This window comes from Candidatus Eremiobacteraceae bacterium, from assembly GCA_036511855.1.
Taxonomy (GTDB): domain Bacteria; phylum Vulcanimicrobiota; class Vulcanimicrobiia; order Eremiobacterales; family Eremiobacteraceae; genus JABCYQ01.
Genome location: DATCBN010000043.1, coordinates 1 through 25,862 on the forward strand (window position 1 = coordinate 1; position 25,862 = coordinate 25,862).

Annotated in this window: 22 protein-coding genes; 13 read left to right on the forward strand and 9 right to left on the reverse strand. The window is 63.5% G+C overall.

Features of this window, described 5'->3' with window-relative positions:
• Positions 1–176: 176 nt before the first annotated feature.
• The 9 genes from rsmG to rpmH form a co-directional block, all read right to left on the reverse strand.
• Positions 177–911, reverse strand: coding sequence for a 16S rRNA (guanine(527)-N(7))-methyltransferase RsmG (gene rsmG / locus VII69_06165; GenBank protein ID HEY5094676.1), 735 nt, complete (start codon positions 909–911; stop codon positions 177–179).
• Positions 908–2,737, reverse strand: coding sequence for a tRNA uridine-5-carboxymethylaminomethyl(34) synthesis enzyme MnmG (gene mnmG, locus VII69_06170; GenBank protein ID HEY5094677.1), 1,830 nt, complete (start codon positions 2,735–2,737; stop codon positions 908–910). Before mnmG ends, rsmG begins: the two co-directional genes overlap by 4 nt.
• A 74-nt stretch (positions 2,738–2,811) precedes the next feature.
• A complete protein-coding gene (locus VII69_06175) occupies positions 2,812–3,327 on the reverse strand; it encodes a DoxX family protein (protein HEY5094678.1) in 516 nt (171 codons plus the stop codon).
• An 81-nt stretch (positions 3,328–3,408) separates the two neighbouring features.
• Positions 3,409–4,923 (reverse strand): tRNA uridine-5-carboxymethylaminomethyl(34) synthesis GTPase MnmE, encoded by a 1,515-nt coding sequence (gene mnmE / locus VII69_06180; protein ID HEY5094679.1) that lies wholly within the window; start codon positions 4,921–4,923, stop codon positions 3,409–3,411.
• Complete coding sequence (locus VII69_06185) at positions 4,805–5,701, reverse strand: R3H domain-containing nucleic acid-binding protein (GenBank protein HEY5094680.1); 897 nt, start codon at positions 5,699–5,701, stop codon at positions 4,805–4,807. The genes mnmE and VII69_06185 overlap by 119 nt, the downstream gene beginning before the upstream one ends.
• Positions 5,702–5,713: 12 nt before the next feature.
• Positions 5,714–6,595 carry a YidC/Oxa1 family membrane protein insertase gene (locus VII69_06190; protein HEY5094681.1) on the reverse strand — a complete coding sequence of 294 codons (882 nt, stop codon included), beginning with the start codon at positions 6,593–6,595 and terminating at the stop codon, positions 5,714–5,716.
• A 24-nt stretch (positions 6,596–6,619) separates the two neighbouring features.
• Complete coding sequence (gene yidD / locus VII69_06195; GenBank protein HEY5094682.1) at positions 6,620–6,808, reverse strand: membrane protein insertion efficiency factor YidD; 189 nt, start codon at positions 6,806–6,808, stop codon at positions 6,620–6,622.
• Positions 6,809–6,828: 20 nt separating this feature from the next.
• Positions 6,829–7,167 carry a ribonuclease P protein component gene (gene rnpA, locus VII69_06200; protein ID HEY5094683.1) on the reverse strand — a complete coding sequence of 113 codons (339 nt, stop codon included), beginning with the start codon at positions 7,165–7,167 and terminating at the stop codon, positions 6,829–6,831.
• Positions 7,168–7,185: 18 nt separating this feature from the next.
• A complete protein-coding gene (gene rpmH / locus VII69_06205) occupies positions 7,186–7,323 on the reverse strand; it encodes a 50S ribosomal protein L34 (GenBank protein ID HEY5094684.1) in 138 nt (45 codons plus the stop codon).
• Positions 7,324–7,720: 397 nt separating this feature from the next.
• Here rpmH and VII69_06210 point away from each other — a divergent pair, with 397 nt between their 5' ends.
• The 13 genes from VII69_06210 to VII69_06270 form a co-directional block, all read left to right on the forward strand.
• Entirely contained in the window at positions 7,721–7,960 is a 240-nt protein-coding gene (locus VII69_06210) for a hypothetical protein (protein ID HEY5094685.1), read from the forward strand.
• A gap of 94 nt (positions 7,961–8,054) precedes the next feature.
• On the forward strand, positions 8,055–9,452 hold the full coding sequence (dnaA, locus tag VII69_06215) for a chromosomal replication initiator protein DnaA (protein HEY5094686.1): 1,398 nt from the start codon (positions 8,055–8,057) through the stop codon (positions 9,450–9,452).
• 3 nt (positions 9,453–9,455) lie between these two features.
• Positions 9,456–9,626: a hypothetical protein gene (locus VII69_06220; protein HEY5094687.1), complete on the forward strand. Its 171-nt coding sequence runs from the start codon at positions 9,456–9,458 to the stop codon at positions 9,624–9,626.
• Positions 9,627–9,780: 154 nt separating this feature from the next.
• Positions 9,781–10,893 carry a DNA polymerase III subunit beta gene (dnaN, locus tag VII69_06225; protein ID HEY5094688.1) on the forward strand — a complete coding sequence of 371 codons (1,113 nt, stop codon included), beginning with the start codon at positions 9,781–9,783 and terminating at the stop codon, positions 10,891–10,893.
• Between the two features lie 4 nt (positions 10,894–10,897).
• Positions 10,898–12,019, forward strand: a complete 1,122-nt coding sequence (gene recF / locus VII69_06230) for a DNA replication and repair protein RecF (GenBank protein HEY5094689.1) — start codon at positions 10,898–10,900, stop codon at positions 12,017–12,019.
• On the forward strand, positions 12,016–12,951 hold the full coding sequence (locus VII69_06235) for a DUF721 domain-containing protein (protein HEY5094690.1): 936 nt from the start codon (positions 12,016–12,018) through the stop codon (positions 12,949–12,951). The genes recF and VII69_06235 overlap by 4 nt, the downstream gene beginning before the upstream one ends.
• 90 nt (positions 12,952–13,041) lie before the next feature.
• The gene (gyrB, locus tag VII69_06240) at positions 13,042–14,955 is read left to right on the forward strand and encodes a DNA topoisomerase (ATP-hydrolyzing) subunit B (GenBank protein ID HEY5094691.1); all 1,914 of its coding nucleotides are present in this window, start codon (positions 13,042–13,044) and stop codon (positions 14,953–14,955) included.
• 80 nt (positions 14,956–15,035) lie between these two features.
• Positions 15,036–20,261 carry a translocation/assembly module TamB domain-containing protein gene (locus tag VII69_06245; GenBank protein ID HEY5094692.1) on the forward strand — a complete coding sequence of 1,742 codons (5,226 nt, stop codon included), beginning with the start codon at positions 15,036–15,038 and terminating at the stop codon, positions 20,259–20,261.
• Positions 20,262–20,313: 52 nt separating this feature from the next.
• Positions 20,314–22,680, forward strand: a complete 2,367-nt coding sequence (locus VII69_06250; protein HEY5094693.1) for a POTRA domain-containing protein — start codon at positions 20,314–20,316, stop codon at positions 22,678–22,680.
• 151 nt (positions 22,681–22,831) lie between these two features.
• The gene (locus tag VII69_06255; GenBank protein ID HEY5094694.1) at positions 22,832–23,629 is read left to right on the forward strand and encodes an OmpH family outer membrane protein; all 798 of its coding nucleotides are present in this window, start codon (positions 22,832–22,834) and stop codon (positions 23,627–23,629) included.
• Positions 23,630–23,631: 2 nt separating this feature from the next.
• A complete protein-coding gene (locus tag VII69_06260; protein HEY5094695.1) occupies positions 23,632–25,020 on the forward strand; it encodes a hypothetical protein in 1,389 nt (462 codons plus the stop codon).
• Positions 25,021–25,443, forward strand: coding sequence for an OmpH family outer membrane protein (locus VII69_06265; protein HEY5094696.1), 423 nt, complete (start codon positions 25,021–25,023; stop codon positions 25,441–25,443). It begins immediately after the preceding gene.
• Positions 25,444–25,452: 9 nt separating this feature from the next.
• Positions 25,453–25,862: LpxD N-terminal domain-containing protein (locus VII69_06270; protein ID HEY5094697.1), on the forward strand; the 410-nt coding region annotated here is incomplete at its 3' end.

Sequence of the window (25,862 nt, forward strand, 5' to 3'; positions counted from 1 at the left end):
GATGCCGGTAACGAGATAGTCATGAATCGGAAGCGAATGTGGCTCGAGCGCAGGCTGGAAGCCATTCTCCACGAGGATTTCGTCGCGAACCCGTCCGCCTACGGCGTAGACGCCAGCGGCGTCGAGCAGCCGGCACAGCAAGTCGTCTAAATTCTGCTGAGAATGTTCCACGTGGATCATTTGCCCGCCTGAATGGGAACTCGCTCGGGGACGCCGCTGCGCCGAGGGTACCCCTCGGGGGTCGGGGTCACCTTGCGAAACACCCATAGGTGCCGTTCGGCCTCGAGGTACGGCACGGCGATTTGGTCAGCGCTGGCCAGTACTCCGCCGAGGGTTGCGGCGATTTCGAGTATTTCCTGGCCGGGAGCGGCGTCGCGACCACGATAAAGCCACAAGACGCCGTCGCGCTTGAGAAGCGGCAAGCCTAGCTCGAGCGCTAGCGCGGGTTTGCCGATTGCACGCACCAAAACCGTGCCGGCTCGTTCGCGCCGCGCATCCGACCGGCCGGCTGATTCAGCAGTCGTCTGTACGACCTCAACGTTGTCCAGCTTTAGCGTCGAAGCTGCCGATCGCAGGAATTCGGCGCGCAACCGCCTCGGTTCCAATAGAGAAATCGGAGCGCGCGGAAAGGCAATAGCCACCGGTATGCCCGGCAATCCAGCGCCGCTGCCTAAATCGATGATCGGAGGGCGAAATCGATGCGTCGCAAAAGGCGCCAGGCTGTCGAGAAAGTGCTGCACGACCAGTTTGCGCATGTCCACCGAACCGACAAGATTCGTCCGACGGTTAGCGTCGAGCAGGAGGCCGCCGAACGCCATGAGCGTCTCCGCTATCCGTTGACTTTCCGGCAACCCCAGCTTCAAGAGGCCGCTGGACAGCGCGGCCTCGGCTGACTCTGCGGAATGGGTCATGCCGGTGCGGTCGTTGGATGACTCGATTGAGCGCGCCGAAGCGCGGTTAAATGCACCGACAAGACAGCGACGTCGGCCGGACTCACACCTGGGATGCGTCCGGCCTGACCAAGCGTCTCCGGCCGTCGCGCGCCGAGCTTCTCCACGGCTTCACGTGATAACGACTGAACGCGTCCGTAGTCGATCGCATCGGGAATGCGGACGAACTCGGCCTGCGAAAGTCTTTCAATCACCGAAGTCTGACGCCGAATGTAGCCTTCGTACTTTATTTCAACCGCGAGCCGTTCGCCAAGTTCATCGCTGAGGTGCGAATCCGGACAAACACCGCGATACGTCGCGTCGGGGCGGCGCAAGAGCTCCGTCAGCGACAAGCCTTGCACGCGCGTCCCCGAAAGCCGGCGACGCTCTCGAGCGAGCGATTCCATGCGATGCGAAAACGCATCGTACGTTTCATCATCGATCAGCCCGACGTCGCGGCCGATCGGCGTCAATCGTTCGTCCGCATTATCGTGCCGGAGAACCATGCGATGTTCGGCGCGCGAGGTGAGCATGCGATAGGGCTCCGCCGCGCCCTTTGTGATGAGATCGTCGATGAGCGTGCCCACGTACGACGAGCTCCGCGAAAGGGTGACCTGATCGCGGCGAAGCGAGCGGCGAGCGGCGTTGATGCCGGCGACGATGCCTTGTGCGGCGGCTTCCTCATAGCCTGACGTGCCGTTGACCTGACCGCAGTGAAAAAGGCCTGGTACCCGGCGGGTCTCAAGCGTCGCGCGAAGCTCCGTCGGCGACACGAAATCGTACTCCACGGCGTAGCCTGCACGCAGCATTTCCGCTGCCTCGAGGCCGGGTAGCGTGCGCAGCATCGCGAGTTGAACTTCCGGAGGAAGCGAAGTCGAGAACCCGCCGACGTAGATCTCGTCCACATCCCAACCTTCTGGTTCCAGGAAGACCTGGTGCGTCGGATTATGCGCGAACTTCACGACTTTATCTTCGATCGACGGGCAATAGCGCGGCCCCACTCCTTCGATCGCTCCGAGTCCGTACATCGGCGAGCGGTGAAGATTCGCGCGAACGAGCGCGTGTGTGCATGCGTTGGTGTGGGTGATGTGGCACGCCAGCTGCGGCCCCGGAAATCTCGGAGTCGATCTGTATGAAAACGTGAGCGGAACAGGGCTCGGAATTTGCGCCTGCGTTTTCGAGAAATCCACCGACCGCTTGTGAACCCGCGGCGGCGTTCCGGTCTTTAAGCGCGCGGTGGGGAATCCGATCCGGCGCAGCGCGTCGCCAAGACCGGTGCTTGGGGCCTCGCCGATGCGTCCGCCCGGTTTCGAGCCCTCGCCCGCGAACATCTTGCCACCCATGAACGTGCCGGCGGCCATGACGACGTTGCGGCTGCGAAACGATGTCCCGCTCTGCAAGACAACGCCACCGATACCATCACAGTCAACCGCAAGATCAGCGACAAATCCCTCGACGACGGTCAGACGCGGTTGATTCGCCACCGTCGTTTGCATCCGCGCGGCGTAGGCGGCCTTGTCTGCTTGCGACCGCAATGCGCGGACCGCCGGCCCCTTGCTTTCATTCAGCCAGCGCGTGTGCAAGTAGGTCGCGTCGATGCACAGACCCATCTCGCCGCCGAGCGCATCCACTTCGCGTGCGAGTTGGCCTTTTGCGGGTCCGCCGATCGACGGATTGCACGGCATCAATCCGATGGTGTGGACGTTGCCGGTCACCATCAGCGTTTCGACGCCGATGCGCGCGGACGCGAGCGCCGCTTCGAGGCCTGCATGGCCGCCGCCGATGACGATAACGCCGAAATCTTCCATGGACGAGTGAATTCGGCGCGCTCGACGGCGCCTCATGTTCGGAAACGTATCGGGCTGCCTCAGCCCGGCGCGGGTTACGTGGCGGCCGGCGCCGGCGGTTTGCGGCTGACGAGCGAAAGAAGCGCGCCCGCAACCGCGATGAGAATCGCGAGCCACGCAACCTGCGGCGAGCCGAGCACGTAGATCGGCGCGACCGCATCCAACGAATACGACCCGAATCCGGCGAACGTCAGCGCGAGCGCGCCCGCGATGTTCATGAGGGGCAATTCGATGCCGTTCGAGGAGACGAAGAATCCGTGCACCCAGTGCACCGTGACGATGGCGACGACCATCACGGCGATGACCAGCGCCGGCCCGATGGGGCCGAGCCAACCGATGGCGACGAGCAAACCGCCGGCGAATTCGCCCATACCCGACATGAACGCGAACAGCGCCCCCGGCTTCAGACCCAGAGTGCCTTCGAAAAAACCACCGGTTCCTTTGAGGCCGTAGCCGCCGAACCAGCCGAAAAGTTTTTGCGCGCCATGTGCCGCGAGGCCAAGTCCCAAGAAGAGCCGCGCGAGCAGAAGTCCGATACTTATCAATTCCATTTCACACCTCGTTATGTGCGAGTATAGCTGACGTTGCGCGCGCCGTACAGTCAGTTACTAGCAGGATAGCGTGGCATCGGCTTATTTTCCGACGCAAAAGCGCGCAAAAATGCCCTCAAGGACTTCCTCAGTCACGGTCTCGCCCGTCACTTCGCCGTATGCTGCTACCGCTGCCGACAGATCGCCCGAGAGCAGATCGATGGGTTGCCGCTCGGCGATCGTCGACCGTGCATGGGCCAGCGCTTCGGCCGCTCGCGCGAGGGCGTCGATCTGACGAGCGTTGGCGACGAGCGCTTTACCGGCGTCGATGATCCCACCGCCCCAAGCGATTCGCGCGATCGCGCGGCGCATCGCTTCGATCGTGGCGGCGTCGAGGACGCTGCCGCGTACGAATGCGTGCGCGCTGCCATCGCGTGCAAGTCCGGGGTGCGCGAGTTCGAATGCGTCGGCGCCATCACGGCCGAGATCGGCCTTATTGCAAAGGATGATCCGCGGCCCTGCGGACGTCGCCTCGATCGCGATGCGCTCATCTTCGCCGAACCGGCGCGATCCGTCGAGCACGCAGATGGCGAGGGCCGCCGCGTCGATCGCGGCGCGCGCGCGCTGCACGCCTTCGATCTCGACCGGGTCGCGCGCCATGCGCAGGCCGGCGGTGTCGCGCAGGTGCACGATCACGCCGTCGATCGCGATGCGCTCTTCAATGATGTCGCGCGTCGTTCCGGGCGTCGGCGCGACGATCGCGCGCTCGCTTTGCGCAAGCGCGTTCAACAACGACGATTTACCCGCGTTCGGCGGCCCCGCGATGACGCACGTGATCCCCTCACGCAACGTGACGCCGGAGCCTGCGTCGGTCAAGAGCGCCGTTATTGCGGCGAACTGCGAATCGATGCACGCGTCTACGGCTTGGGCGTCGGGCGGTTCGACCTCATCCGGATAATCGATGTGCGCTTCGATCTCGACGAGCCGGTCGAGCAGTTCCTTGCGCAACTGGCGCAGTCGACGCCCGAGCGCGCCGTCGAGCCGCACGGCCGCTGCTCGCGCCGCAAGCCGGCTTTCGGCGTTGATCAAGTCTGCGACCGCTTCGGCCTGCGCGAGATCCATCCGCCGGTTTGAAAAAGCGCGCCGCGTGAATTCGCCCGGCGCCGCGAAACGAGCACCGTTCTCCAATACGGCCTGCAAACACGCCGCGGCAACGCCTGCGCCACCGTGCACCTGAAGTTCGACGACGTCCTCGCCGGTATAGGATCGGGGCGCCCAAAATGCGACGGCGAGCGCATCGTCGAGCCGGTCACCCGTTCGCGGATCGATGACGCTGCCGCGACGCATCTGCCCTGCGCGCCAGAGGCCTGCGTCGCCGCGCGCGAACGAAAAGCACGCTGCCGCTATTCGCCGCGAATCGGGACCGGAAATGCGAACGATCGCCACAGCTGCGATGCCGGGCGGCGTCGCGATCGCGGCGATCGTGTCGGAGAGTGGATCAGTCTGCGTAGCGATCTTCGACAGGAGGTCCGATATCGTCGCGGATGGGTTTGCGCTCGCGCGGCCGAATCGGGCCGCGGTCGACAACGTCGCGGTCGCGCGGGCCGCGGTCGACAACGTCGCGGTCGCGCGGTGCGCGGTCGACAACGTCGCGATCGCGCGGGCCGCGGTCGACGTAATCACGGTCGCGCGGGCCGCGGTCCACGGCATCGCGATCGCGCGGGCCGCGACGCGCGCTGATCACAACGCGGCGGTCGAAGCCGACGCCCGTGCTTTCCGTTGCTAAGTCGCGATGGGCCGCGAGCGTCATGTGGACGATGCGGCGTTCCGATGCCGGCATCGGTTCGAGCTCGACATCGACGCCGTCTTGCAGCGCTCGCTCCGCGGCGCGCAACGCGATGCTTCGAAGCGTCGCGCGACGGCGCGCCCGGTAACCCTCGACATCGACGGCGAAGAACAGTTCGCGATCGCCGACGCGGTGCATAACGGCATTCGTGACGACGGTGAGCGCATCGAGCATGTTGCCGCGTTTGCCGATGAGCAGGCCGAGTTCGTCGTCGCGCTCGTGATCGCGATCGTATTCGCGCGGCGGCCCGGCAGGCGCAAGGCCGCGCACGTCGATGACGATCTGGCGGCCGTCGCGGGCTTGCTCCAAACCGCCGAAACCAAGGCGCGCCGGCAATCCGAAAGCGCTGATCAGTCCTGCGAGAAAATCGCGCGCGTCTTTGAACGGCGCGCGCAATTCTGCCGGACATTCCTCTCGGCGGTTGCGATAGCCGCCCCGGTAATTGCCGCGTCCGAAACCACCGCGCGGGCCGCCGCGCGCAAATCCGCCGCGGTCGGAGCCGCCGCGGCCGTGGCCGCCGTTTGAGTGGCCGGAATCGTATCCGTTCATCGTCTCAATTCCTCATGCAGTCGCTTGCGGCAACGGCTTTTTCGCTTTGACGCCGCACTTCACGCACTTGTTGCCTTTTCCGAGGACCAGCGTTTCGTTACACGCCGGGCAATCGTGGGGGTATCCAAGCTTCATGGCGTCCGTTTCTTCAACCGGCTTCGGTATGCGCGACGGATTCACGCGCATGAACAGCACGGTCTGGGCGACGGACAGCACGTTGAAGGCAAGCCAGTATAGGATGAACGCGGAGTGCCATTGGTAGAGTCCGCCCATCACGAACAGCATGACCGGCATCAAAAGCGCTTGCGTATTCAGCATCTGCGCCTGCTGTTCGTCCATCATCCCGGTGTTCGAGGTGAGCTTGATCGAGAAGTACATCGAGAACGCGTAGAGACCGAGGAGCACTTTGTCGCCGGCGTACAAGTTGATCGCCAATATCTGCGGGAACTGGTGCGATAACGCCGAGCCGATCCACAACCATCCGGCGTGCTGGAAATGGTCGGTGTTCAGCGTGATGGTGTTATACACGCCGAAGAGCACTGGGAATTGGAGCAGCGTCGGCAGACAGCCGCCGAACATGTTTACGCCGTGCTCGCGATAGAGCTTCATGGTCTCTTCGCCGAGCTTTTGCTTATCGTTTTTGTATTTCGTCTGGATCCGTTTGAGATAGGGTTGCAGCGCTTGCATCTCTTGCATGTTGCGCAAGCGTTGGACCGTGAGCGGGATGAGCAGCACGTTGACGACGAGGGCCAGCACGATCATCGACCAGCCGTAGTTGTGGGTCAGATTCAAGTTGATCCACTGCAGCACGCTGTTGAATGCCGCGCCAAGCATGTTGATGAGATCGGTGAACGGATTGGCGAACAGAGCCAGCGCGAGCTTTACGTGAAACAAGAGTTGCGACGTTATCCTTTCGAGTTACGGAACCGGATCGAGCCCGCCCGGATGCCAAGGGCCGCAGCGAAGAAGTCTTCGAGCGGCGAGCCCGGCGCCGCGCAACGCGCCGTGTTGTTCGATGGCTTGCACCGCGTACTCCGAGCACGACGGATAGAACCGGCAGGCTTGGGGCAACATCTTCCCCGCCGTTGCTTGATAGATCCGGATCACCGCGACGAACGGATGCACGTTCACGCTCCCACGCGCGCGATTGCGGGCGCAAGTTGATCGACCAGCGAGCCAAACGGCGCACGCGCCGCTTCCGGCTTGCAATGCACGACGTACCAACGCGGCGCGGTCCCTAGCTCGATGCGTTCGAAAATCGCCTTGCAACGCCGGCGCACGAGATTGCGCACGACCGCATTTCCGACTTTCTTGGTGACGACGATCCCGACTTTCGAGCACGTGCCGCTATCGCGGCCGCGTGGAGTGAATCCATATACGGTCAAAGCTTTCGCCTGCGCAACGCGTCCTTTGCGCATAACGAGCGTGAACTCCCGGCGGCCTTTGAGGCTTTCGAACGCGCGCACCTGAGCTCCGGTTTTCGGCTAGTCGGGTGTCAGGCGCTTGCGGCCCTTGCGCCGGCGCGCCGCTAACACGCGACGTCCGTTCTTCGTGGACATTCTCTCGCGAAAACCGTGCGTGCGCTTGCGGCGCCGGTTGTGAGGCTGATATGTGCGTTTCACTGGACGACGTGGCTCCTACGGTGCAGACGATCCCGGGCGGGCGGCCCGTACATGATGAGTGCCGCCCACGATGGCGGCACCGCCGAAAAAGTATTTCGATTTACTATTTTAGCCCGGCAAGGGCAGTCGGTCAAGCTGATTACGGCGACTTGGGGATATCGGCCTGCGAACCGCGCGCAGCGGCCCGCGCTCGTAGCAGGAGGACCCGAACCCTCCGGTGGACCATTTGGTCCGGCCTGGTCCTATATGCTACGAGCGTAGTGCGCCATGTGGACAGACGGTGCATGAAAGGCCCGGGTTGTCACCGGTCGATTCTGCCGCAATGCCATATGATTCGGGATTTTGCGCCGCTCCGGGCGGCATTTTCATGGTCCTATGCACACCTGTGGATAAGCTTGTGCATAAATCGGCCCCCGCGGCGGAAAGCCGCGCGCCGTATGCCGTCGAGCCGGCTGGAACCATGCCGTTTCTGCCGATCGCATTTGCCGGCGGCGGCGATGACAACGGTCGACGGGCGCGCGCCTTAGCGTCGCGAAGCCAGGCGCAGCGGGGCCTCGCGCGAAACCTCTTGTTTTCTGTCCACACGACCGGCGTTTTTGCTGTGGATATGTGCATAAGTAAATCGCGCAAACCCTGAAGGAATAAGGGTTTTCGCCACTAAAGCGCGCCGACCGCGATGCATCCGGCTAAAGAGCCGGAGTAGCTTATGCGTTTGATTCGAGGAACATGTGATGAATTCGGCTATCGCAATCACCAATGAAGAATATCTGTGGCAGACCACGTTGGTCGCACTCGAGAGCCGTTTCACAAAACCGATTTTCGAAACTTGGATCAAGCCGATGCGAGTCCTCGGGTTGTCCACAGACGAGATCACGCTGACCGTTCAGAATCAGTTCGCCAAGGACTGGGCCGAGAATCGCTTCAAGGGCACGATCTCCGCCGCGCTCGCCGAAACGCTCGGCGCTCCGATCAGCATCCGTTTCATCATTGACGATGCTGCCGAACCTGCTGAATCCAGGGCGATCATCGCCGACGGCGTCCCGGAATCCGCCCGGGCCATTGGCGCCTCACCGGCCGTCAAGCCGCACGACGACTTCCGCCAGACCGGCCTCAATCCGCGCTATACGTTCGAGCAATTCGTCGTCGGCGCCACCAACCGGTTCGCCCACGCCGCCGCACAGGCAGTGGCCGACGCGCCGGCCCGGGCGTACAACCCGCTTTTCATCTACGGCGCGGTCGGTCTGGGCAAGACGCATCTCATGCACGCGATCGGACACAAAGCGCTGCAATCGGCGCCCCGCGCGCGCGTCGTCTACGTTTCGTCCGAGACGTTCACCAACGAATTCATCACGGCGATCAAGAACAACCAAACGGTCGAGTTCCGCAATCGCTACCGCACCGTCGACGTGCTGCTCATCGACGACATCCAATTCTTGGAAGGCAAAGAACAAACCCAAGAAGAGTTCTTCCACACGTTCAACACGCTGCACGAAGCGCAGAAACAACTCGTGATCTCGAGCGACCGTCCGCCGAAAGATATCCAGACGCTCGAAAACCGCTTGCGCTCCCGGTTCGAGTGGGGGCTGTTGACGGACATCCAGTCTCCCGATCTCGAGACGCGCGAGGCTATCTTGCGCAAGAAAGCCGAAAGCGACGGCATCGATGTCCCCCACGAAGTCACATCATACATCGCGAAGATAATCCCGCTCAACATCCGGCAGCTCGAAGGTGCGCTGATAAAGCTCACCGCCTATGCCTCTCTCTATAAGAAAGAGATCACGGTCGAACTCGCCACCGAAGTGCTGCGCAATGAAATCAGCGAAGTGCCGCTTCGCAAGGTCACTATATCGCTCATCAAGGAAAAGGCCGCGCGCTTTCACGGCATCACGGTCAAAGAATTGGAAGGCCAGCGCCGCGATCAGCGCTTGACGGTGCCGCGCCAAATCGCGATGTATCTCGCGTGCGAACTCACCAACGCGTCGCTGCCGCAGATCGCGCGCGAATTCGGCAAGAAAGACCACACCACGGTGATGTACGCGCGCGACAAAGTCAAACAGCAGCAAGACCACGATCCTGAATTCCGCAGCAAAGTGCGCTCCGTGCAAGCCACCATAACGCAAGAAGGCTGACCGGTGGATGAGGTGGGCATAGCGTGGACGGATCCAGCGCGCCACGAGTTCGAGCCCACCGGCTGTGAACGAAGTGGACAGATCGGCGCGAGCGTCCACACGAATTCCGGCGCGCAAATGCCCGGCGCCGTTGCAGAAGCGGCGAAGTCCACGACATCCACCGCACTACGGTGACGATGACCAAGATAGATAATACTCTCTCTCAACGGCCGCGAACCGCGCGCCTGTGGATGCGGGAGAAGACGGAAGCGCGGCGAATCCGCGCAACGTTTCCGTCCGGCGCGCAGCGCGAAAGGATTGCGGCGGTTTTGCCTGTCGCACAGCGAGCATGAAGTTTACCTGCAACACGAAAGACATCGCAAGCGCCGTGGCTGCCGCCGGCAAGGTGGTCAACACGCACACCACCATGCCGATCCTCGGCAACGTCCTGCTCACCGCGAAAAAAGGCCGCGTCAACGTGCGCGCCACCGATCTCGAACTCACGCTCGAAAACGGATTCCCGGCCGAGGTGAGCGAGGAGGGCGCGTGCACCGTCGGCGCCAGACTCTTCGCGGGCTACCTCGCCAACTTGCCCGCGGCCGAACTCGAGATGCACGGCACCGCCAGCCGCGCGGCCGTGAAGTGCGATCGTTCGAACTACGAGTTCTTCGCATTGCCGGCCGAAGAATTTCCGCCCGTTCCCGAAGGCAAGATGGGCGACCAGTTCCGCGTGGATGCGAAGACGTTCAGGGAGGCGGCGTCTGCGGTGACGTTCGCGGCTTCGAGCGAGGAAGCGCGCGGCGCGGTGCTGATGGGCACGCTGCTCGAAGTCGAGGGCCAGACGCTGACCATGGTCGCGACCGACGGCTACCGGCTCGCGCGGCACGAACTCGCGCTTTCAGAAAAAGTACCGTCGGGCGCAAAATACATCGTGCCGGCGCGCGCGCTTGGCGAAGTCGTCCGCGCAGCCAGCGGCGGCATCATCGAAGTGACCGCGCTCGGCGGGCAGGCCAATCAACTCGTGTTCAACACCGGCGATGTCAAAGTGATCGCGCGGCTCGTCGACGGCCCGTACCCGAACTATCAGCAGGTCATCCCGAAGGAGTTCGAGCGCAAAGTCGTCGCCAGCACGCCGAAGCTGCTCGCCGGATTGCGCCGCGCGGAAGTCGTGGCGGGCGATCGGGCGAGCATGGTCAAGGTCGCCATGGACGGCACGAGCCTCGTGATCACCGCCACGTCCGACACCACCGGCAATGCGTACGAAGAGCTCGACGTCGAGCGCAGCGGCGATCCGTTGACCATCGCATTCAATGCCAAGTATCTCGTTGAAATCCTCAACCACATCAGCGCCGACACGGTCTCGCTTGAATTCGTCGGCGCGTTGCAACCCACCGCGATCAAGCCCGCCACAGGCGAAAACGCAGGCCGCCAGCTTTACATCCTGATGCCGCTGCGCCAGTAGCGCCGTGCGGGTCCACTCACTCGAACTCGACCAATTCCGCAACTACGCCGCCTTGCGATTCTCGCCGCCGGGCGGCGCGTGCGTTTTCATCGGTGAAAATGCGCAAGGCAAATCGAATCTGCTCGAAGCGCTGGCTTTGCTCTCGACGGGCAAATCGTTTCGCGCCGCGCGCGAAGCGGATCTCATCCGCGACGGCGCGCCGGCCGCGGAGGTGAAGGCGCAAGTCCAAACGCGGCACGGTACCGCACAGACCGCCTGCATCATTTCGCGCGTCGGCGAGGGAGCAAGAAAGAAATTTTTTCGCGATGGCCGCGGTATTTCGTACGGCCAATTCATCGGCGGCGTCGCCGCGGTCACGTTCATGCCGCTCGATCTGCAGCTCGTTGGCGGCCCGGCCGCGCTGCGGCGCCGGCTCCTCAACGCGAGTCTTTCGCAAAGCAATCGCGCCTACTACCGGGATCTTGCCGCGTACGCGGGCGTACTCGCACAGAAGAATGCCATGTTGCGCGCGTCGTCAGCGCCGGAGCGCGAGCTGCTCGCCACGTATAACGAACAGCTCGCAGAGTCCGGGGCTCGCATCGCCGGCGCGCGCGCGGCGTACGTGCGGAAGTTGGCAGCCGAAGCCGGAGCCGTGCACGCGCGATGGGTGGGCGCCGCGCCCGAGTTCATCGCATCGTACAGGCCGATGCCCGCATACCCGAGCGAAGCTCCGGACGCCATCGCTAACACCTTGCGCGCAGCGCTCGCTGCAGCCGCGCCCATCGAGACAAAGCGGAGGGTATCGCTCGTCGGGCCGCATCGCGACGATCTCGCGCTGACGCTCGGCGGCCGATCGCTCGCGCGCTTCGGCTCGCAAGGTCAGCAGCGGACTGCGGTGCTCGCGCTCAAAGCCGCCGAGTATGCGCTTCTCCACGCAGCGGCAGGCGAGCCGCCCATCCTGCTGCTCGACGACGTTTTGTCCGAACTCGACGCCGCGCGCCGCCACGCATTTCTCTCAAGCCTCGACGGTTTCGATCAGGCGTTCATCACTGCCACCGAGCTGCCCGATCTTCCAAGCGGCGTGATCGGTTCGGTCGTCGAAATCCGCGCGGGCATGCTTTTGACACCGAGCCTGCGGCCGGCATGAGCGGCTTGCGCGCGTTGCGCGGATTGGTGGCGGCGTGGAAGCCCGGCGGCCCGGCGTCGAGCTCCGATGCGGCGGGCGCGGTCGCCGCCGCGTGGCCCGACATCGTCGGCGCCGCCGTCGCAGCGCGCACCAGACCCGCGCGTCTGCGAGACGGACTCCTCACGGTGTGGACGGCCGGCAGCGCGTGGAGTCACCAACTCTCGTTCCTCGAGCCGGCCATACTCGAAGGTTTGCGCGCGAAAGTGCCGGAGGCGGGCGTCAAACGGCTTCGGTTCGCGGTGGCGAGCGGGCGCACGCGCCGTCTACTCGACGGCGCGGCAGCGCGGACATCGCCCGCGATTCGCACCGCAGCGGGCAATGCGCGCGGGGTTGACGACACGGCGCGCGCAAGGGAATTCGACGATGCCGCAGATCCGGCGGCGATCGTGCGGCGTTTGCGCGCGCGTCAAGCCGACCTCGATGCTCGGCGCGCGCGCGATGGTTGGACGCGATGCGGTGAATGCGCGAATTGGATGCCGCCGGACGCATCGCAAGGCGCTTCCTGCGTTCGCTGCGCCGAAGAAGCGCGCATCCGTTCCGATGGTGCTCTCGAGCGCGCGCTTTGCGATGCGCCGTGGCTTTCCGCGCGCGATATCTGCGCCGCGGTCGAAGGCGCAGGGCGTCCAGCATTTGAGCGAGTACGCCGGCGGCTGCTCTCGCGCTTGGAGATCCAACTCGATAACGCCGCGCGCCGGCTCAAACGCGGCGCGCTCGAAGCCGCCGATCGCGTGGCGGCTTGGACGTATCTCATGCTGCTCGCGCGCAAGCAGCGACGCGATCTTCCGCGTCCGGTCATCGCCGATATTCTTGGCGAAGCGTGGGCCGATGCGCTCGGCGTGCGGCGCGCGATCGCGCCCGCGAGAGGCGCGCGTCGCACTGCGGGAGAAAGATAAGAGCGAAGAGATTTGACCAATTGGGCAAGCGGTGCTATGGGCAAGCGATGCTTGCCCTAGTACCAAAATGAATTATCAAAAGAGGGATTTTTGGCGAGCAAGGATGGCAACGCGAGCGGCGACGAGTACGGCGCCGAACAGATCAAAGTGCTCAAGGGCCTCGAAGGCGTGCGCAAGCGCCCGGCCATGTACATCGGCGACACCGGCGTCCGCGGGTTGCACCAACTTGCCTTTGAAGCGGTCGACAACGCGGTGGACGAAGCGCTGGCGGGCTATTGCCGTCAGATCGACGTCATCATCCATAAAGACGGATCTGTTTCGGTGGAGGACGACGGGCGGGGCATTCCAGTCGACGTGATCGCGAGCGAGGGCAAGCCCGCGCTCGAAGTGGTGATGACGGTGCTGCACGCCGGCGGAAAATTTGAGGGATTGGGCTACAAAGTCTCCGGCGGTCTGCACGGCGTGGGCATCTCGGTCACGAACGCCCTCTCGGAGTGGATGACCACGCGCGTCAAGCGCGACGGAAACATCTACGAGCAGAAATTCGCGCGCGGTGTGGCTGCCAACAAGATGAAGATCGTCGGCACCGCCGACGGCACGGGCACGCTGCAATTGTTCAAGCCGGACCCCGACATCTTTTCGACCCTCGATTTTTCGTTCGACATCCTCCAGCAGCGGCTGCGCGAGCTCGCGTTCCTCAACCGCGGTCTGCGCATCAATCTCACCGACGAGCGCACGGACAAGAAGCAGAACTTCTGTTACGAAGGCGGCATCAAGAGCTTCGTCGAGCAGTTGAACAAGAACAAAGAGCCGCTGCATGACGTGCGCTACATGACGGGCGAACGGCAGCAGATCCAAGTCGAAGTGGCCTTTCAGTACAATGACGGCTACATCGAAAACGTGCTCGCGTACGCCAACAACATCCACACCGTCGACGGCGGCACGCACCTGGCGGGCTTCCGGTCCGCTCTGACGCGCGTGCTCAACAACTACGCGAAGAAGTCCGGGCTGCTCAAGGAAGCCGAAGGCAATCTCGCCGGTGAAGATCTGCGCGAAGGTCTCACCGCGGTGATTTCGGTGAAGATTCCGAATCCGGAATTCGAAGGCCAGACCAAGGCGAAGCTCGGCAGCGCCGAAGCGCAAGGCGCGGTGAACGAGGTCGTCGGCGAGTCGCTTGGATACTACCTCGAGGAGAATCCGGCGCCGGCCCGGCGCATCATCGAGAAATGCGTCAACGCAGCGCGCGCGCGCGAGGCCGCGCGCAAAGCGCGCGATCTTGCACGCCGGAAAAACGCGCTCGACAGCGGCTCGCTTCCCGGCAAACTCGCCGATTGCTCCGAACGCGATCCCGCCAAGAGCGAGATCTTTCTGGTCGAGGGCGAATCCGCCGGCGGCAGCGCGAAGCTCGGCCGCGACCGTCACTTCCAAGCCATCCTGCCGCTCAAAGGGAAGATCCTCAACGTCGAAAAGGCGCGTTTGGATAAGATCGTGAGCCACGAAGAGATCCGCACGCTCATCACCGCGCTCGGCACCGGCTTCCACGAAGATTTTGACGCATCGAAGCTTCGCTATCATCGTATCTATATCATGACCGATGCCGACGTCGACGGCGCGCACATCCGCACGCTGCTGCTCACGTTTTTCTTCCGTTACATGCCCAAGCTGATCGAGCTCGGCCACTTGTTCATCGCACAGCCTCCGCTCTACCAAGTGCGGAAAGGGAAAAAGTTCTGGTATTGCTACCGGGATGAAGAGCGCGATGCCGTCCTCGCGCAAGCAGGCGACGGATGCTCGATTCAACAGTACAAAGGCCTCGGCGAAATGGATCCGGAGCAATTGTGGGAGACGACCATGGATCCCGAGCAGCGCATGGTGCGCAAAGTGCTGCTCGACGACGCTGTCGCAGCCGACGAGATGTTCACCATCCTCATGGGTGAAAAAGTCGAGCCGCGCAAGCAATTCATCGCCGACAACGCAAAGGATGCCGTAAACCTGGACGTTTGACGCCGCCTGAAACGGCGATTCCGGGTTCCGCGTTTCTAAAGCCAGACATAAAACGCACCCATCGAGGGAATACGGGTATCGTGCGCAGGCTGCTCCGGACCGCCGTCGTCGTCATCGCCGTAATCGCAGCTATTACGGTCGTGGTGGTCTTCGTGCCCGGACCGCGCTCGTTGACCGTTCGCGCTTTTTTGCAGCTCGAGCTCGCCAATCGCGGTTATCATTTCAAAGCCGGATCGCTCGCGATCGGCGCGAACGAGATCGACGCCGGCGATCTCATCATCGCCGACAACGCCGGAGTCCCGCTGATCTCGGCCAAGAACGTCGTCATCAAGTATGACGTGGGCGGATTGCTCGGCCGGAGCGATCGCGCATACGGGCTGCACTCGATCGTCGTGCGCTCTCCGGTCATCAATATCGTACGGCATGCCGACGGCACGTTCAATTCGTCATCGCTCATCGCAGCCCTTAGATCTCCAAGCGGTCCGGTCGCGGGAAGACCCCCGCTTCGCTTCACGCTCGACGTGACCGACGGGCGCCTGCTATTCGGAAATCCAAGCGCATTCGCGTCACCGGGTCGAGCGTTTGCGCTCAACGCCGTGAGCCTTAGTGCCGATGTGTCGCAAGGAATACTAACCCGCGCCCGTCTGTCGGGATCGTTCGACGCGACAAGCGCCGGCAGCTCGGCGCACTCCACGCCGGTTCGGGCCACGTTGTACGAAAACGACCAGATCGCGTACGCGATGGCCACGCTGTCAGCCTCGGATATGGAGATCGCACCGATCGTCGACGGCTTGGTGTCAACGCCGAACTTCGCGATAGAAGCCGGAACGGCAGACGTGACGTTAAGCGCGTTCGATGCAGGCTACGACCGCTCGACCGGTCCGCAATGGCGCGCAAGCGGCGTCGCGCCGGTACACGAAGCGCGGCTTCGATTCTTGCCGCTCGTCGTGCCGCTGCGCGATCTGAACGGAACGGTTCGCTTCGACGGCGGCAACCTGAGCGTCGCCGGCGTCAGAGGAGATGTCTCGAGAATTCCCGTCGCGATCCAAGGCGGAGTCCGTATTCTCGGCGGCGTGAATTTCGCGATCGGCGCTTCACTCGAATCGGATCTCACGCGCTTGCGCAAGTTGATGGCGTTCTCGACGCCCTTGCTGCTCACTGGCGATGTCGCGGCGTACGTCCACGTCGACGGCCCGTCGGGCGCGTTCCACGTGCGCGGAACTTTTCAGTCGCCCGGAACCGCGACCTATGAAGATATGGCGTTTGCCGGCGTCGCCGGCGATTTCTTTTATTCCGACGGGCATATCACGCTGGATCGCGTCGCGACGCGCTACGCCGGCGGCGATGTTTACGGCGGCGGCGACATCGATCTCCGTAGTCCGGACCGCGTGAGTGCATTCGCGTTGGCGGCACGCGTGCCGGGAACGTCCGTGCCGGTCGTCGGCAATCTCAACCCGGGCGGTACCGCCACCGCGATCGTCTCCTTCTCGGGCCCGCTCGCCGCCCTCGGTGGTCAAGGGTACGCGCAAGTCACCGGCGGCAACGGTGAGGAAATTCGCACGACGGTCGCAGCCGACGGACAACGTCTGTCGATCGGTCCGCTTATCGCGAGCGGTGCGGGCGGCGATCTCGAGCTCGCGGCATCCGTCGACCGGCATACGAGCCCCCGCAACGTCACTGGCGATCTCATCGCTGACGGTTCGGTCGTCCACTTGCGTAGCGGCGCCTACGCATTGCCGGGCACCGGAGCACCGATCGATCTGCCATCGGTCGACGGCACCTTCGACGGCGCGGCGTGGGTGCAAGGTACGGAGTCGGCACCGGTCGTCGGCGTGGACGTGCGCGTCAGCGATCTTGTCGTCTCGGGCGAGCATCTGGGAAATGCGCGGGCCGTCGCCACGGGGAACGGCAGCCAGATCCGCATCGGCGAACTCTCGGTCAGCGGACGCGACGCCAGCGTCGTCGCGAGCGGTTATGCGTCGGCGCAACCATCTGCCGGCCGCTATTCGGCGGCGCTGACCGGAACCGGTTCAGTCGAACTTGAAACGCTTCCCGGCATTCCGCCGAACATGAAGGCGCGAGGCCGCACGACCGGTCGATTTCTGGCAGTGCTTGGCGACCGCCGCTGGACGGTGAGCGGAGATGCCAGCAGTGCGAACGCCACATTCTCTGGCGTGCCGGTGCGCTCGATCGCCGCGACGGTCTCCGGCGGCGGCGGCATGCCAACCCAGGTGTTTGCAGCCACCGGTTCTGCCGCCGGCGGCGATTTCGCCATCGCCGGCACGATGCCGAATTCAAGCGGACGCCGAGACACGATTTCGGTGTGGGCGCGCGATATCGACATGCGCGCGCTCCGTTCGCTCGGGATGCCGTTGCATACGGGATCGGCGGTCGCGTTCGTGCGCATCGGCGGCTCGCCGGCGAACTTGAGCGCCGACGGCGTCGTGTCGTTGACAGGCGGAAGCTACAAATCCTCAGCCGTCTCAGGCGACATGGACCTGCACTTTGCGAATGGACGGTTGATCGCCCAATCGGGCAGAGTCGCGATCGCGGGCAACCGCGTCGCCGTCAGCGGCACCGTTGGCGGGTTGACGCCGGGCGCCACGCTTGGCACCGCATCGCTCGACATCCGGGCGGTCATGCGAGTCGGCGACCTCGGCGGGTTGCTCGATCCTTATGCGCCGCCGCAGGCCGCGCTCGCCGGACTCGTCGCGGGCGATCTGCGCGTCACCGGCTCGGCCGCGTCGCCGCGACTCGACGGCGTGATCGATTCGTCCGGCGGCACGTTCCGCGGCGTCGCGTTCAACGACATGCACGGGGTGCTGCACGTCAGCAACGGAGCGCTCTCGCTCACAGGCGGCGAAGTGCAGCTTGGTTCGTCGCGCCTCACGCTCGCGGGCAGTCTGACGCCGAGAACCGTTCAATTGCGCTCCACTAGTCCGCACATCGACTTGTCGGACTTCAACGATTTCTTCAACGGCTACGATACCGTCGACGGCGTCGGTACGTGGAATGTCGCGTTCGAATCGTCGCCCGCCGGCGTCGCCGCAAATGGGAATTTGAATCTCAACGACGCGGCCATCGTCGGATACCCGCTCGGGTCGATCGATGCGACATTTTCAAGCCGGCGCCGCGCGTTGCTCGCCACCGTGCGGCAGCGGGGGCCCGCGGACAGCGCCGATATTTCGGGCAGCGTGGGGTTTCCATCGCACCCGAACGCCGTGCCGGACTTCGCGACCGCATTCTACAACATTCGCGGCAGCGCGACGGGCGTGGATCTCGGCGTCGTGATGCCGCTCATCCGCCAAGAGGACATCGGTTTGACCGGCCGGCTCGACATCGCCGGGTCGTTGCGCGGACAATTAGACCGGCCGTCTACCGTCGCGACGTTCATACTGCACGACGGCCATCTCGGCAAGTTTCCGATCATCGCGCTGTCCGGCTCGCTCGACAGCGACGGAAAATCGTTCGGCGTCTCCGACGCGGTCATCGAATTGCCGTTCGCCAATGCCGCCGGTTCTGCACAGTTCGGGCCCGGCAAGCGACTGGTCGGCTCAGCCGGCATCGACGCGCAAGACCTCGCCAAGCTCGGCAGCGCGCTTGGACGGCCCGGCCTTGTCGCGGGCGCGGCCAAAGCGTCGTTGAGCATCTCGGGCACATCCACCCAGCCGCGCGTGCAAGCATCCATCGAAGGGGGAAAGGGTTCGCTACTCGGTGTCGGATTTGACAGCGCCACGGCAAAGGTCAACTACCAGCCGGGCGAGGTGGAGATCAGCGACGCCGCGCTCGTTCTTGCCGGCGGCCGCGGCACCGTGTCATTGACCGGCGCGTTGCCTTTGCAATTGCAACCGTTATCGCTCGGTCCAAAAGATAGGCCGATCGACTTGCATCTCACCGCGCAAAACGTCGATCTCTCCGCATTCGATTCACTGTCGGGAAAATTCGGCCGCTTGGGCGGCATTCTGCAAGGCACCGCATCCGCCGTCGGCAAGGCGGGCGATCCGGTGCTCGCGGGATCGGCGTCGCTGCGGAACGGTTCGGTGGTGTCGGCGCTTGAAACCGTGCCGGTCGAACGTATCAACGCCGACATCTCGCTCGCGCAAGACACCGTCACGCTCACGCGCCTACGCGGTTCGCTAGGATCGGGCGACGTGGTCGTAAGCGGCACAGCACACGTCGTGCCTGCGGTGGGCTTGCGCTCGAACGCCGGTCTGCAGTATTCCACGCATTTGGCGCTCCACAGCGCGCACATCGAGATTCCCGGCTGGGTCGGCGGCACATTCAACGGAAACTTCAGTCTCACGAAGCCCGGCGTCAATCCGTATCTCAACGGTTCGATCACCGCCACAGACGCGCTCGTGCCGTTTTCAGCGATCTACTCGCTCGCGACCGGCTTCGGCCAAGGCGGAACGCAACCGAGCGGACCAGGTCCGGTGCCGGGCGTGCCGTCACCGTTGCCGGGCCGCACCGTCGCATACGCGGGCAGCCTTTATGGTGGAAACTTCCATCTCGTATCGAGCGTGCCCGTCGCGGCTGCCACGCCGTCCGGTTTCGTGCTGCCGAATATCGACCTCAAAGTGACTGCGACCGCGGGCAAGCGCGTCCGCGTCCAGGGCGGCGCGATCGATCTCACCGCGGCGGGCGCCCTCAACGTCGCGGGCACGCTGCGCGCTCCCACGCTCGACGGCAGTTTCAGCTCGACGCGCGGACAAGTCACGTATTTCGATACCGTGTTCCGGATCGACCGCGGAGTCGTGGAGTTCAACAAAGGAACGGGCCTGCTGCCCACGCTCGACGTCAGCGCCACCACGAACACCGGCGGCGCACAGATCACGCTCGCCATCACGGGGCGCGTCGACCGGCTAAACACCGATCTGTCGTCGGTGCCGTCGATGACGCGCGACGAGATCGCGGCGACCCTGCTGCACGCGCCGCAGGTGACGTCGCTGACCAACTCCACGCCCGAGCAAGCGCAGGCGATCCTCACCGGTGAAGCGCAGGCGTACTTCAACGCACAACTCACGCGGAGTCTGCTCTTTCCGCTCGAATCGTTTCTCGCTGAATCCTTGGATATCGAACAGATCAATTTCATATTCGACCAACACGGTCAGGCCGCGATCGAAATCCGCAAACTGTTCACGCCCACTATCTATGGAATTTACCAGTCGACTGTGAGTCTGCCGGTGACGCAATCGTTCGGCGTCGCGTACATCTTGCGCGATACCGCGTCGCTTGAGTTGCTTCAAACCCAAACGCCGACAGGTGTCTCCGATGTGACGCTCGCGTTGCGCTTCAGCTTCCACTGATGGTCCCGCACCGCGGCGGCGCGTCGTCTGGTGGAGGAATAGAAGGCGTTTTGTGCCAACGACGCGATGCGTTCTCGGCATGCGCAGCGACCTCAAATATCCCATGGGCGGCGGAACCATCGGCTGCTTTCCCGGCGGTCGGTCGGTCTATGCCCATCCATCGTCGATCAGGAGCGCGTCACCCTTGACATTCGTCCTCCGATTCGCAGGCGCCGCGCTGCTAGCCGCCATCCTCGCATTCGTGGCCGCTCCGCAGGGCCTCACCGCCGCGCCGCAGCCGCTGATCACCGCGATCAACGTCCGCGGCAACGCGCACGTGCCCATCGACAGGATCGGTGCGGTGATACGCTCGCAAGCCGGCACGCCGCTCGATCAAAAGCAAGTGGCGGCCGACCGGGCGGCCATCCTAGCGCTTGGCTTTTTCACCGACGTGAAGACCGACATCCGGCCGACGCCGGGCGGCATCTCGCTCAACTACATCGTGATCGAGAATCCGGTGGTGTCGAAGATAACGTTTGTCGGCAATAGCCACGTCACCACCGACATCCTCAGCGCGCTCATGGACACGACTGTCGGTGCGGTGCTCAACTCCAACACGCTGCGCGACGACGTCACGAAGATCAACTCGTACTACGACAAGCTCGGCTATATCGGCACGCGTCACGTGACCAACATCGCCATCGCCGCCGACGGCGGCGTGCGGTTGGACATCCAAGAAGGCGTCACGGTCTCAAAAGTCGTCGTCACCGGCGACACGGTCGTCCCTCCCACTGCAATCGTCGGGGCGATGAAGACAAAGACGGGGACAGTATTTTCCCAGCAGACGTTCGACTCGGATCTGCAAGCCATCAGCAAGATCTATACCGACCTCGGGCTGAACATCTCGTTCGACAACAACACCGGGCCCGACCCGAATAATCCCGGCACGATCGACGTGGCGCTGTGCGAAGTAAAAGTGGGCGCCGTGGAGATCGCCGGCAATTCGAAGACGAAAGACTACGTGATCCGGCGCCTTTTGCGCGTGCGGCCAGGCGAGCTCATCACTGAGGCGCGGCTCAAGCGCGACTACGAACTCATCAACAGCACGCAATACTTCAAATCGGTGGATCTATCCACCAAACCCTTCGGCGACAAGTGCGGCTACGTCACGCTCGTATGGACCGTCGTGGAACAGCGCACGGGCACGGCAAGCGTCGGCGTGTCGTACGGCGGCGGCGGCCAATATGGTCAGGGCCTGTCGGGCAACCTCGGCTATTCCGAAGCCAACATCAACGGCACCGGCGACGGGGCGCAGGTATCGCTGCAGCGCGGCCTGCACATCAGCGACCTTTCGTTTTCGGTCAGCGTGCCGTACATCCACCAGTTCAAACCGGACTCGGTGAGCTTCAGCATCTTCAATCACGTCGTGGCGGAGCAGCCGTATCCGGTCTACAAGGAGGCCGGCAACAATCCGTTCTTCACCATCGCGCAGCAGGGCGGCGCGGTCCCTTCCAACCCCGGCACGGTCGGCACGGGCACCTCTGGTCCGTGCACCGCGAATGGGTCGCCATGCACGAATCAATTCGCGTTGTACAGCACGCGTCAGGCGGGCATCTCGATCAGCCTCGGCCATCCGACGGCGGACTACACGCGCGTGTCGTTCGGGGCATCAGCCACGAGGCTCTCGCAAGAATTCGGGGCGAGCGGCTTTCCGAAGCAATTCCTCGATCTGCGCGGAGCGCTCGTATCGCCGAACCAATCCACAGGAATTCAAGGCGGTTCCGTGCAGCCGGGAAGTTCGCGTCTCTTCTCGCTGAACACCGGACTCATCCGCGACGACCGCGACGATCCGCTCAATCCGCGTTACGGCGGCACGCGCAGCTTCTCCACCGAGTGGTCATCTAAGGCGTTCGGCTCTAACTACAACTACACCAAGACCGACGTCGACATCACGAGATTCTTCCCGGTGAAATTTCACTCGACGCTCGCGCTGCACGTGAACTACGGTTTCTCGAGCGGCGGCGCCTCGCTGCCCTACAACAACCTGTTCAGTCTCACCGATCAGCAATTGCGCAACACCACGTTCGTGTTCTACGGCGACCGGGAAATTCTCGGCCAAGCGGAATTGCGCATCCCCGTCACCGCCGACAGGAAGTTCACGGTGGCATTTTTCGCCGACACCGGCGACGTGCCGTACGTGACGCCCGTCGTGGGGCCGTCACCGTCACCCACGCCGATACCGCCATGCGGCGCGCACTGCCCGCCCGGCCGGCCGATATCGAACGCGGTCACCTACGTCGAAGCGCCCTTCAAGCTTCAGGCCGACTTCGGTTTCGGCATCCGGGTGCAAACGCCGATTGTACCGCAGCCAATCAGAATAGACTTCGCGTTCGGCCAGGGAGGGCACCACGTGTCCTTCGGGTTGAGCCAGTCGTTCTAATGTTTTTTTGATATACTCAATTTATGTAGGAGGGCAAGCTTCGCTTGCCCAGTTAGCTTGCCCATGGTAGGGCGAACACCGCCCGCCCAATAAACAAGCGGCAGGGCGAGCTAGTGCCCGCGCAATACGTAAGGAACGGGACATCATATCTATGCAGACTTCAACAAAGACCTTGCTCTCCGCTATGGCCGCGGCAGCGTTTCTGCTCGTCGCGCCGCAAGCGTTGGCCACCGATATCTCCGACGTCGGCTTTATCGATCAAGGCGCCGTCGGCGACCTTCCCCAGTTCCAAGCTGCGCGCCAGCAATTCACCGCATTTCAACAAAACTTGTCGCCGCAATACCAGGCTGCCATCAAAGGCAAAAGCCCAGCCGACCAGCAGGCGATATCGGCGCAGTTCAACCAACGGCTCACCGCAAAGCAGCAGGAGATCTTCGCGGCGCTGTTCGCCCGCGCGCAGACGGCCATCGCCGCGGTCGCCGCGAACAAAGGCTTGAACGTCGTCGTCGACAAGTCGATCGTCATCTACGGCGGTTTGGACATCACGAAGGATGTCCTGGACGTTGTGAATCAGCCCGGTCCGGTCGTACCGCCGATCAATTCGCCGGCGCCCTCGGAGATCGGCTACGTGGATCAGCAGCAACTTGACGCGTTGCCCAAAGCCAAGAGCGCGCAAGATACGTTCATGCAATTCCGTCAGCAATTGCAGACACAGTTGAATCAGCAACTCGCCGGCAAGACCGACGCGCAGAAGCCGCCCATCATCCAGTCCTTCAATTCGCAATTGAGCGACGAACAGAAGAAAGTCATCCAGCCGCTGGTCGATGCGACGACGAAAGCCATCAACGACGTGGCCAAAACCAAAGGTCTGCTCCTCGTGATCGACCAGACGAGCCGGGTCTATGGCGGCACCGATGTCACGGCTGACGTCGTGAAGGCGCTTCAGTAGTCTTGTCTCCGCTCCGTGGCGCCGCGCTCATCGCGATTGCCTTAGCCGCGACCGCCTGCGCGAAGAACGCCGATCAACGCGCGCAAAATCTTCTCAACTTGAGCACGCCCGGACTCGTCGCGGGAGGCGCCGCCGCCGGCTACGTGGACATCGACAAGGTGGTCGCGGCGCATCCGTTGCACCACCAACTGCAAGCGCTGCAGGATCAGATCACGCTGCTCAACGCCACTGCCGTGAGCGGCCCGACACCCGTGACGCCGGCGCAGATCAAGGCGCAGGATAGTCTGCAGCGCGAGCTCAGCGACGCGCAGACCGCCTTCACGCAAGTCCTCGCCGACAAACAGACGGCATACCGTCTCAAAGAACAACAAGCCGATGCAGACATAACCTCATCGGCTTTGGGCAGCCCCGACGCCGGTCCGGGCGGCATCGTCGGCGGCCTTCAGGCCGACTTCCAGCGCCAGATGATCGCGATGCAGCTCGGCTCGCGCAAGACCCTCGACGCGTATCGCAGCGATCTGTTCAAACAAGACAGCGATCACCTCAAACACGTGCAAGCCCTCATAGGGCAAGACGTGCAGGCCAAGCTGCGCGCAAAAGATTCTCAACTGTCGGCGGGCGAGACCGCCTATCAGATCCAGTTGGCGAAACAGGACCAAGACCAGCGCTTGAATCTGAAGGCCAAACTCGACAATCTCACGCTCTCGCAAGCCGACCGTCAGACATACAGCAATCAGCTCCAAGCCATCGACGCGCGCGAAGCATCGCTCATCGCTGCGATGAAAGCGCGCGATGACGCAACATCCCTAGCGTATCAAAAACGGATCCAGACCGACGCCGCGAAGCGCTTTGACGCGGAGCGGGCTGCGACCGAAAAAGACACGAACGCCAAACTCGCGGCGCGCCAGACCCAGCTCGAGTCGGCCATTCACACGCAAGCCGTGCAGCTCGGCGGCCAGTTCCAGAGCAAGCTGAACTCGGCGAACGCCACGTTGAGCGCCAATCCAAAGGTGCAATCGCAGCTCGCCGACGTGCACGCCAAGATCGCGGCGCAGTACCAAGCCGACGCGGTCGCCGCGATGGCTTCGTACCAAGCCACGCGTAAGCAGCTCGTGGCGAAATACAGCGCGGTCGCGCGCATGCAGTTCCAAGACAACGTCGCCTTGTCCATGCAAGCCGAGCAATTGGCGCAAGAACGCAAGCAGCTGTACGACGGCATCGTGCGGCAAGTGCAGAACTTGGTCGCCGACGTCGCGCGCCGCAACGGCGTCGGCGTCGTGTTCAGCGCCATCGCAGGCGCCGGCAATGCGATCGATCTCACCGATCAAGTGGCGAAAGCGGCAGCCGCGCTACCGTCGACGACACCACCACCGTCCGTTCCCGGGGGATAAATGAGCACACATCTCGTCCGCTGCGCGGCGTTCGCGTTGCTCGCCGCGAGCGTTCTCGCAGGCGCCGGCTGCGGCCAAGCGCACGCCAAGGTCGCGTTCGTCAACGTCGAAGTGCTGCAGAGCACGTGGCCGAAGTTCATCAACTACCAAAACCAATTGCAGGCCACGCTCTACGCCATCCAATCCAGCAAGCTTCGCCCGGCGGAGAAACAGAAGCAGCTGCTGCAGCTGAACCAGCAATCCGCGCGCTGGCAAGCAGAAGTGACCAACGACGTCAAGGATGCCGTCAAGCAGATTGCGGCCAGCCGCCATTACGAACTCGTCGTCACAAGGCAGGGCACGGCATTCGGAGGCGACGACATCACACCCGACGTGCAGACCGCGTTGCGTATCCCGCTCGCCTCGCCGTCGCCGGGGCGATAACGCCGGCGCGTGGACGGACGCGGGCGCAGGCTGGCCGACTTGGCGGCGGCGGCCGAAGCGGAACTTGACGGAGATGGCGACCTTCGCATCGACCGCGTGGCTGCGGTCGACGATGCGACGACCGACACGCTGACTTTTGCCGTGGACGAGCGCTGGCTGGAAAAAGCGCTCGCGTCGCCGGCTGCCGCGGTCATCGCGCCGTCGAGCGCGCGCGGCATCGACCGCAAGGGGAAGACGTTGCTCTTCGCGCCCGATGTGCGCGCCGCGCTCGCAAGCGTGCTCAAGCTTTTCGCCCCGGAGCTGCCGTCGGGAGAATTCACGCACGAACGCGCGGTGATCGGCGCCGGCGTCCGGCGTGGGTCGGGCTGTTGGATCGGCGCCAATGCCATCGTTGAAGACGGGGCGTGGCTCGGCGACGG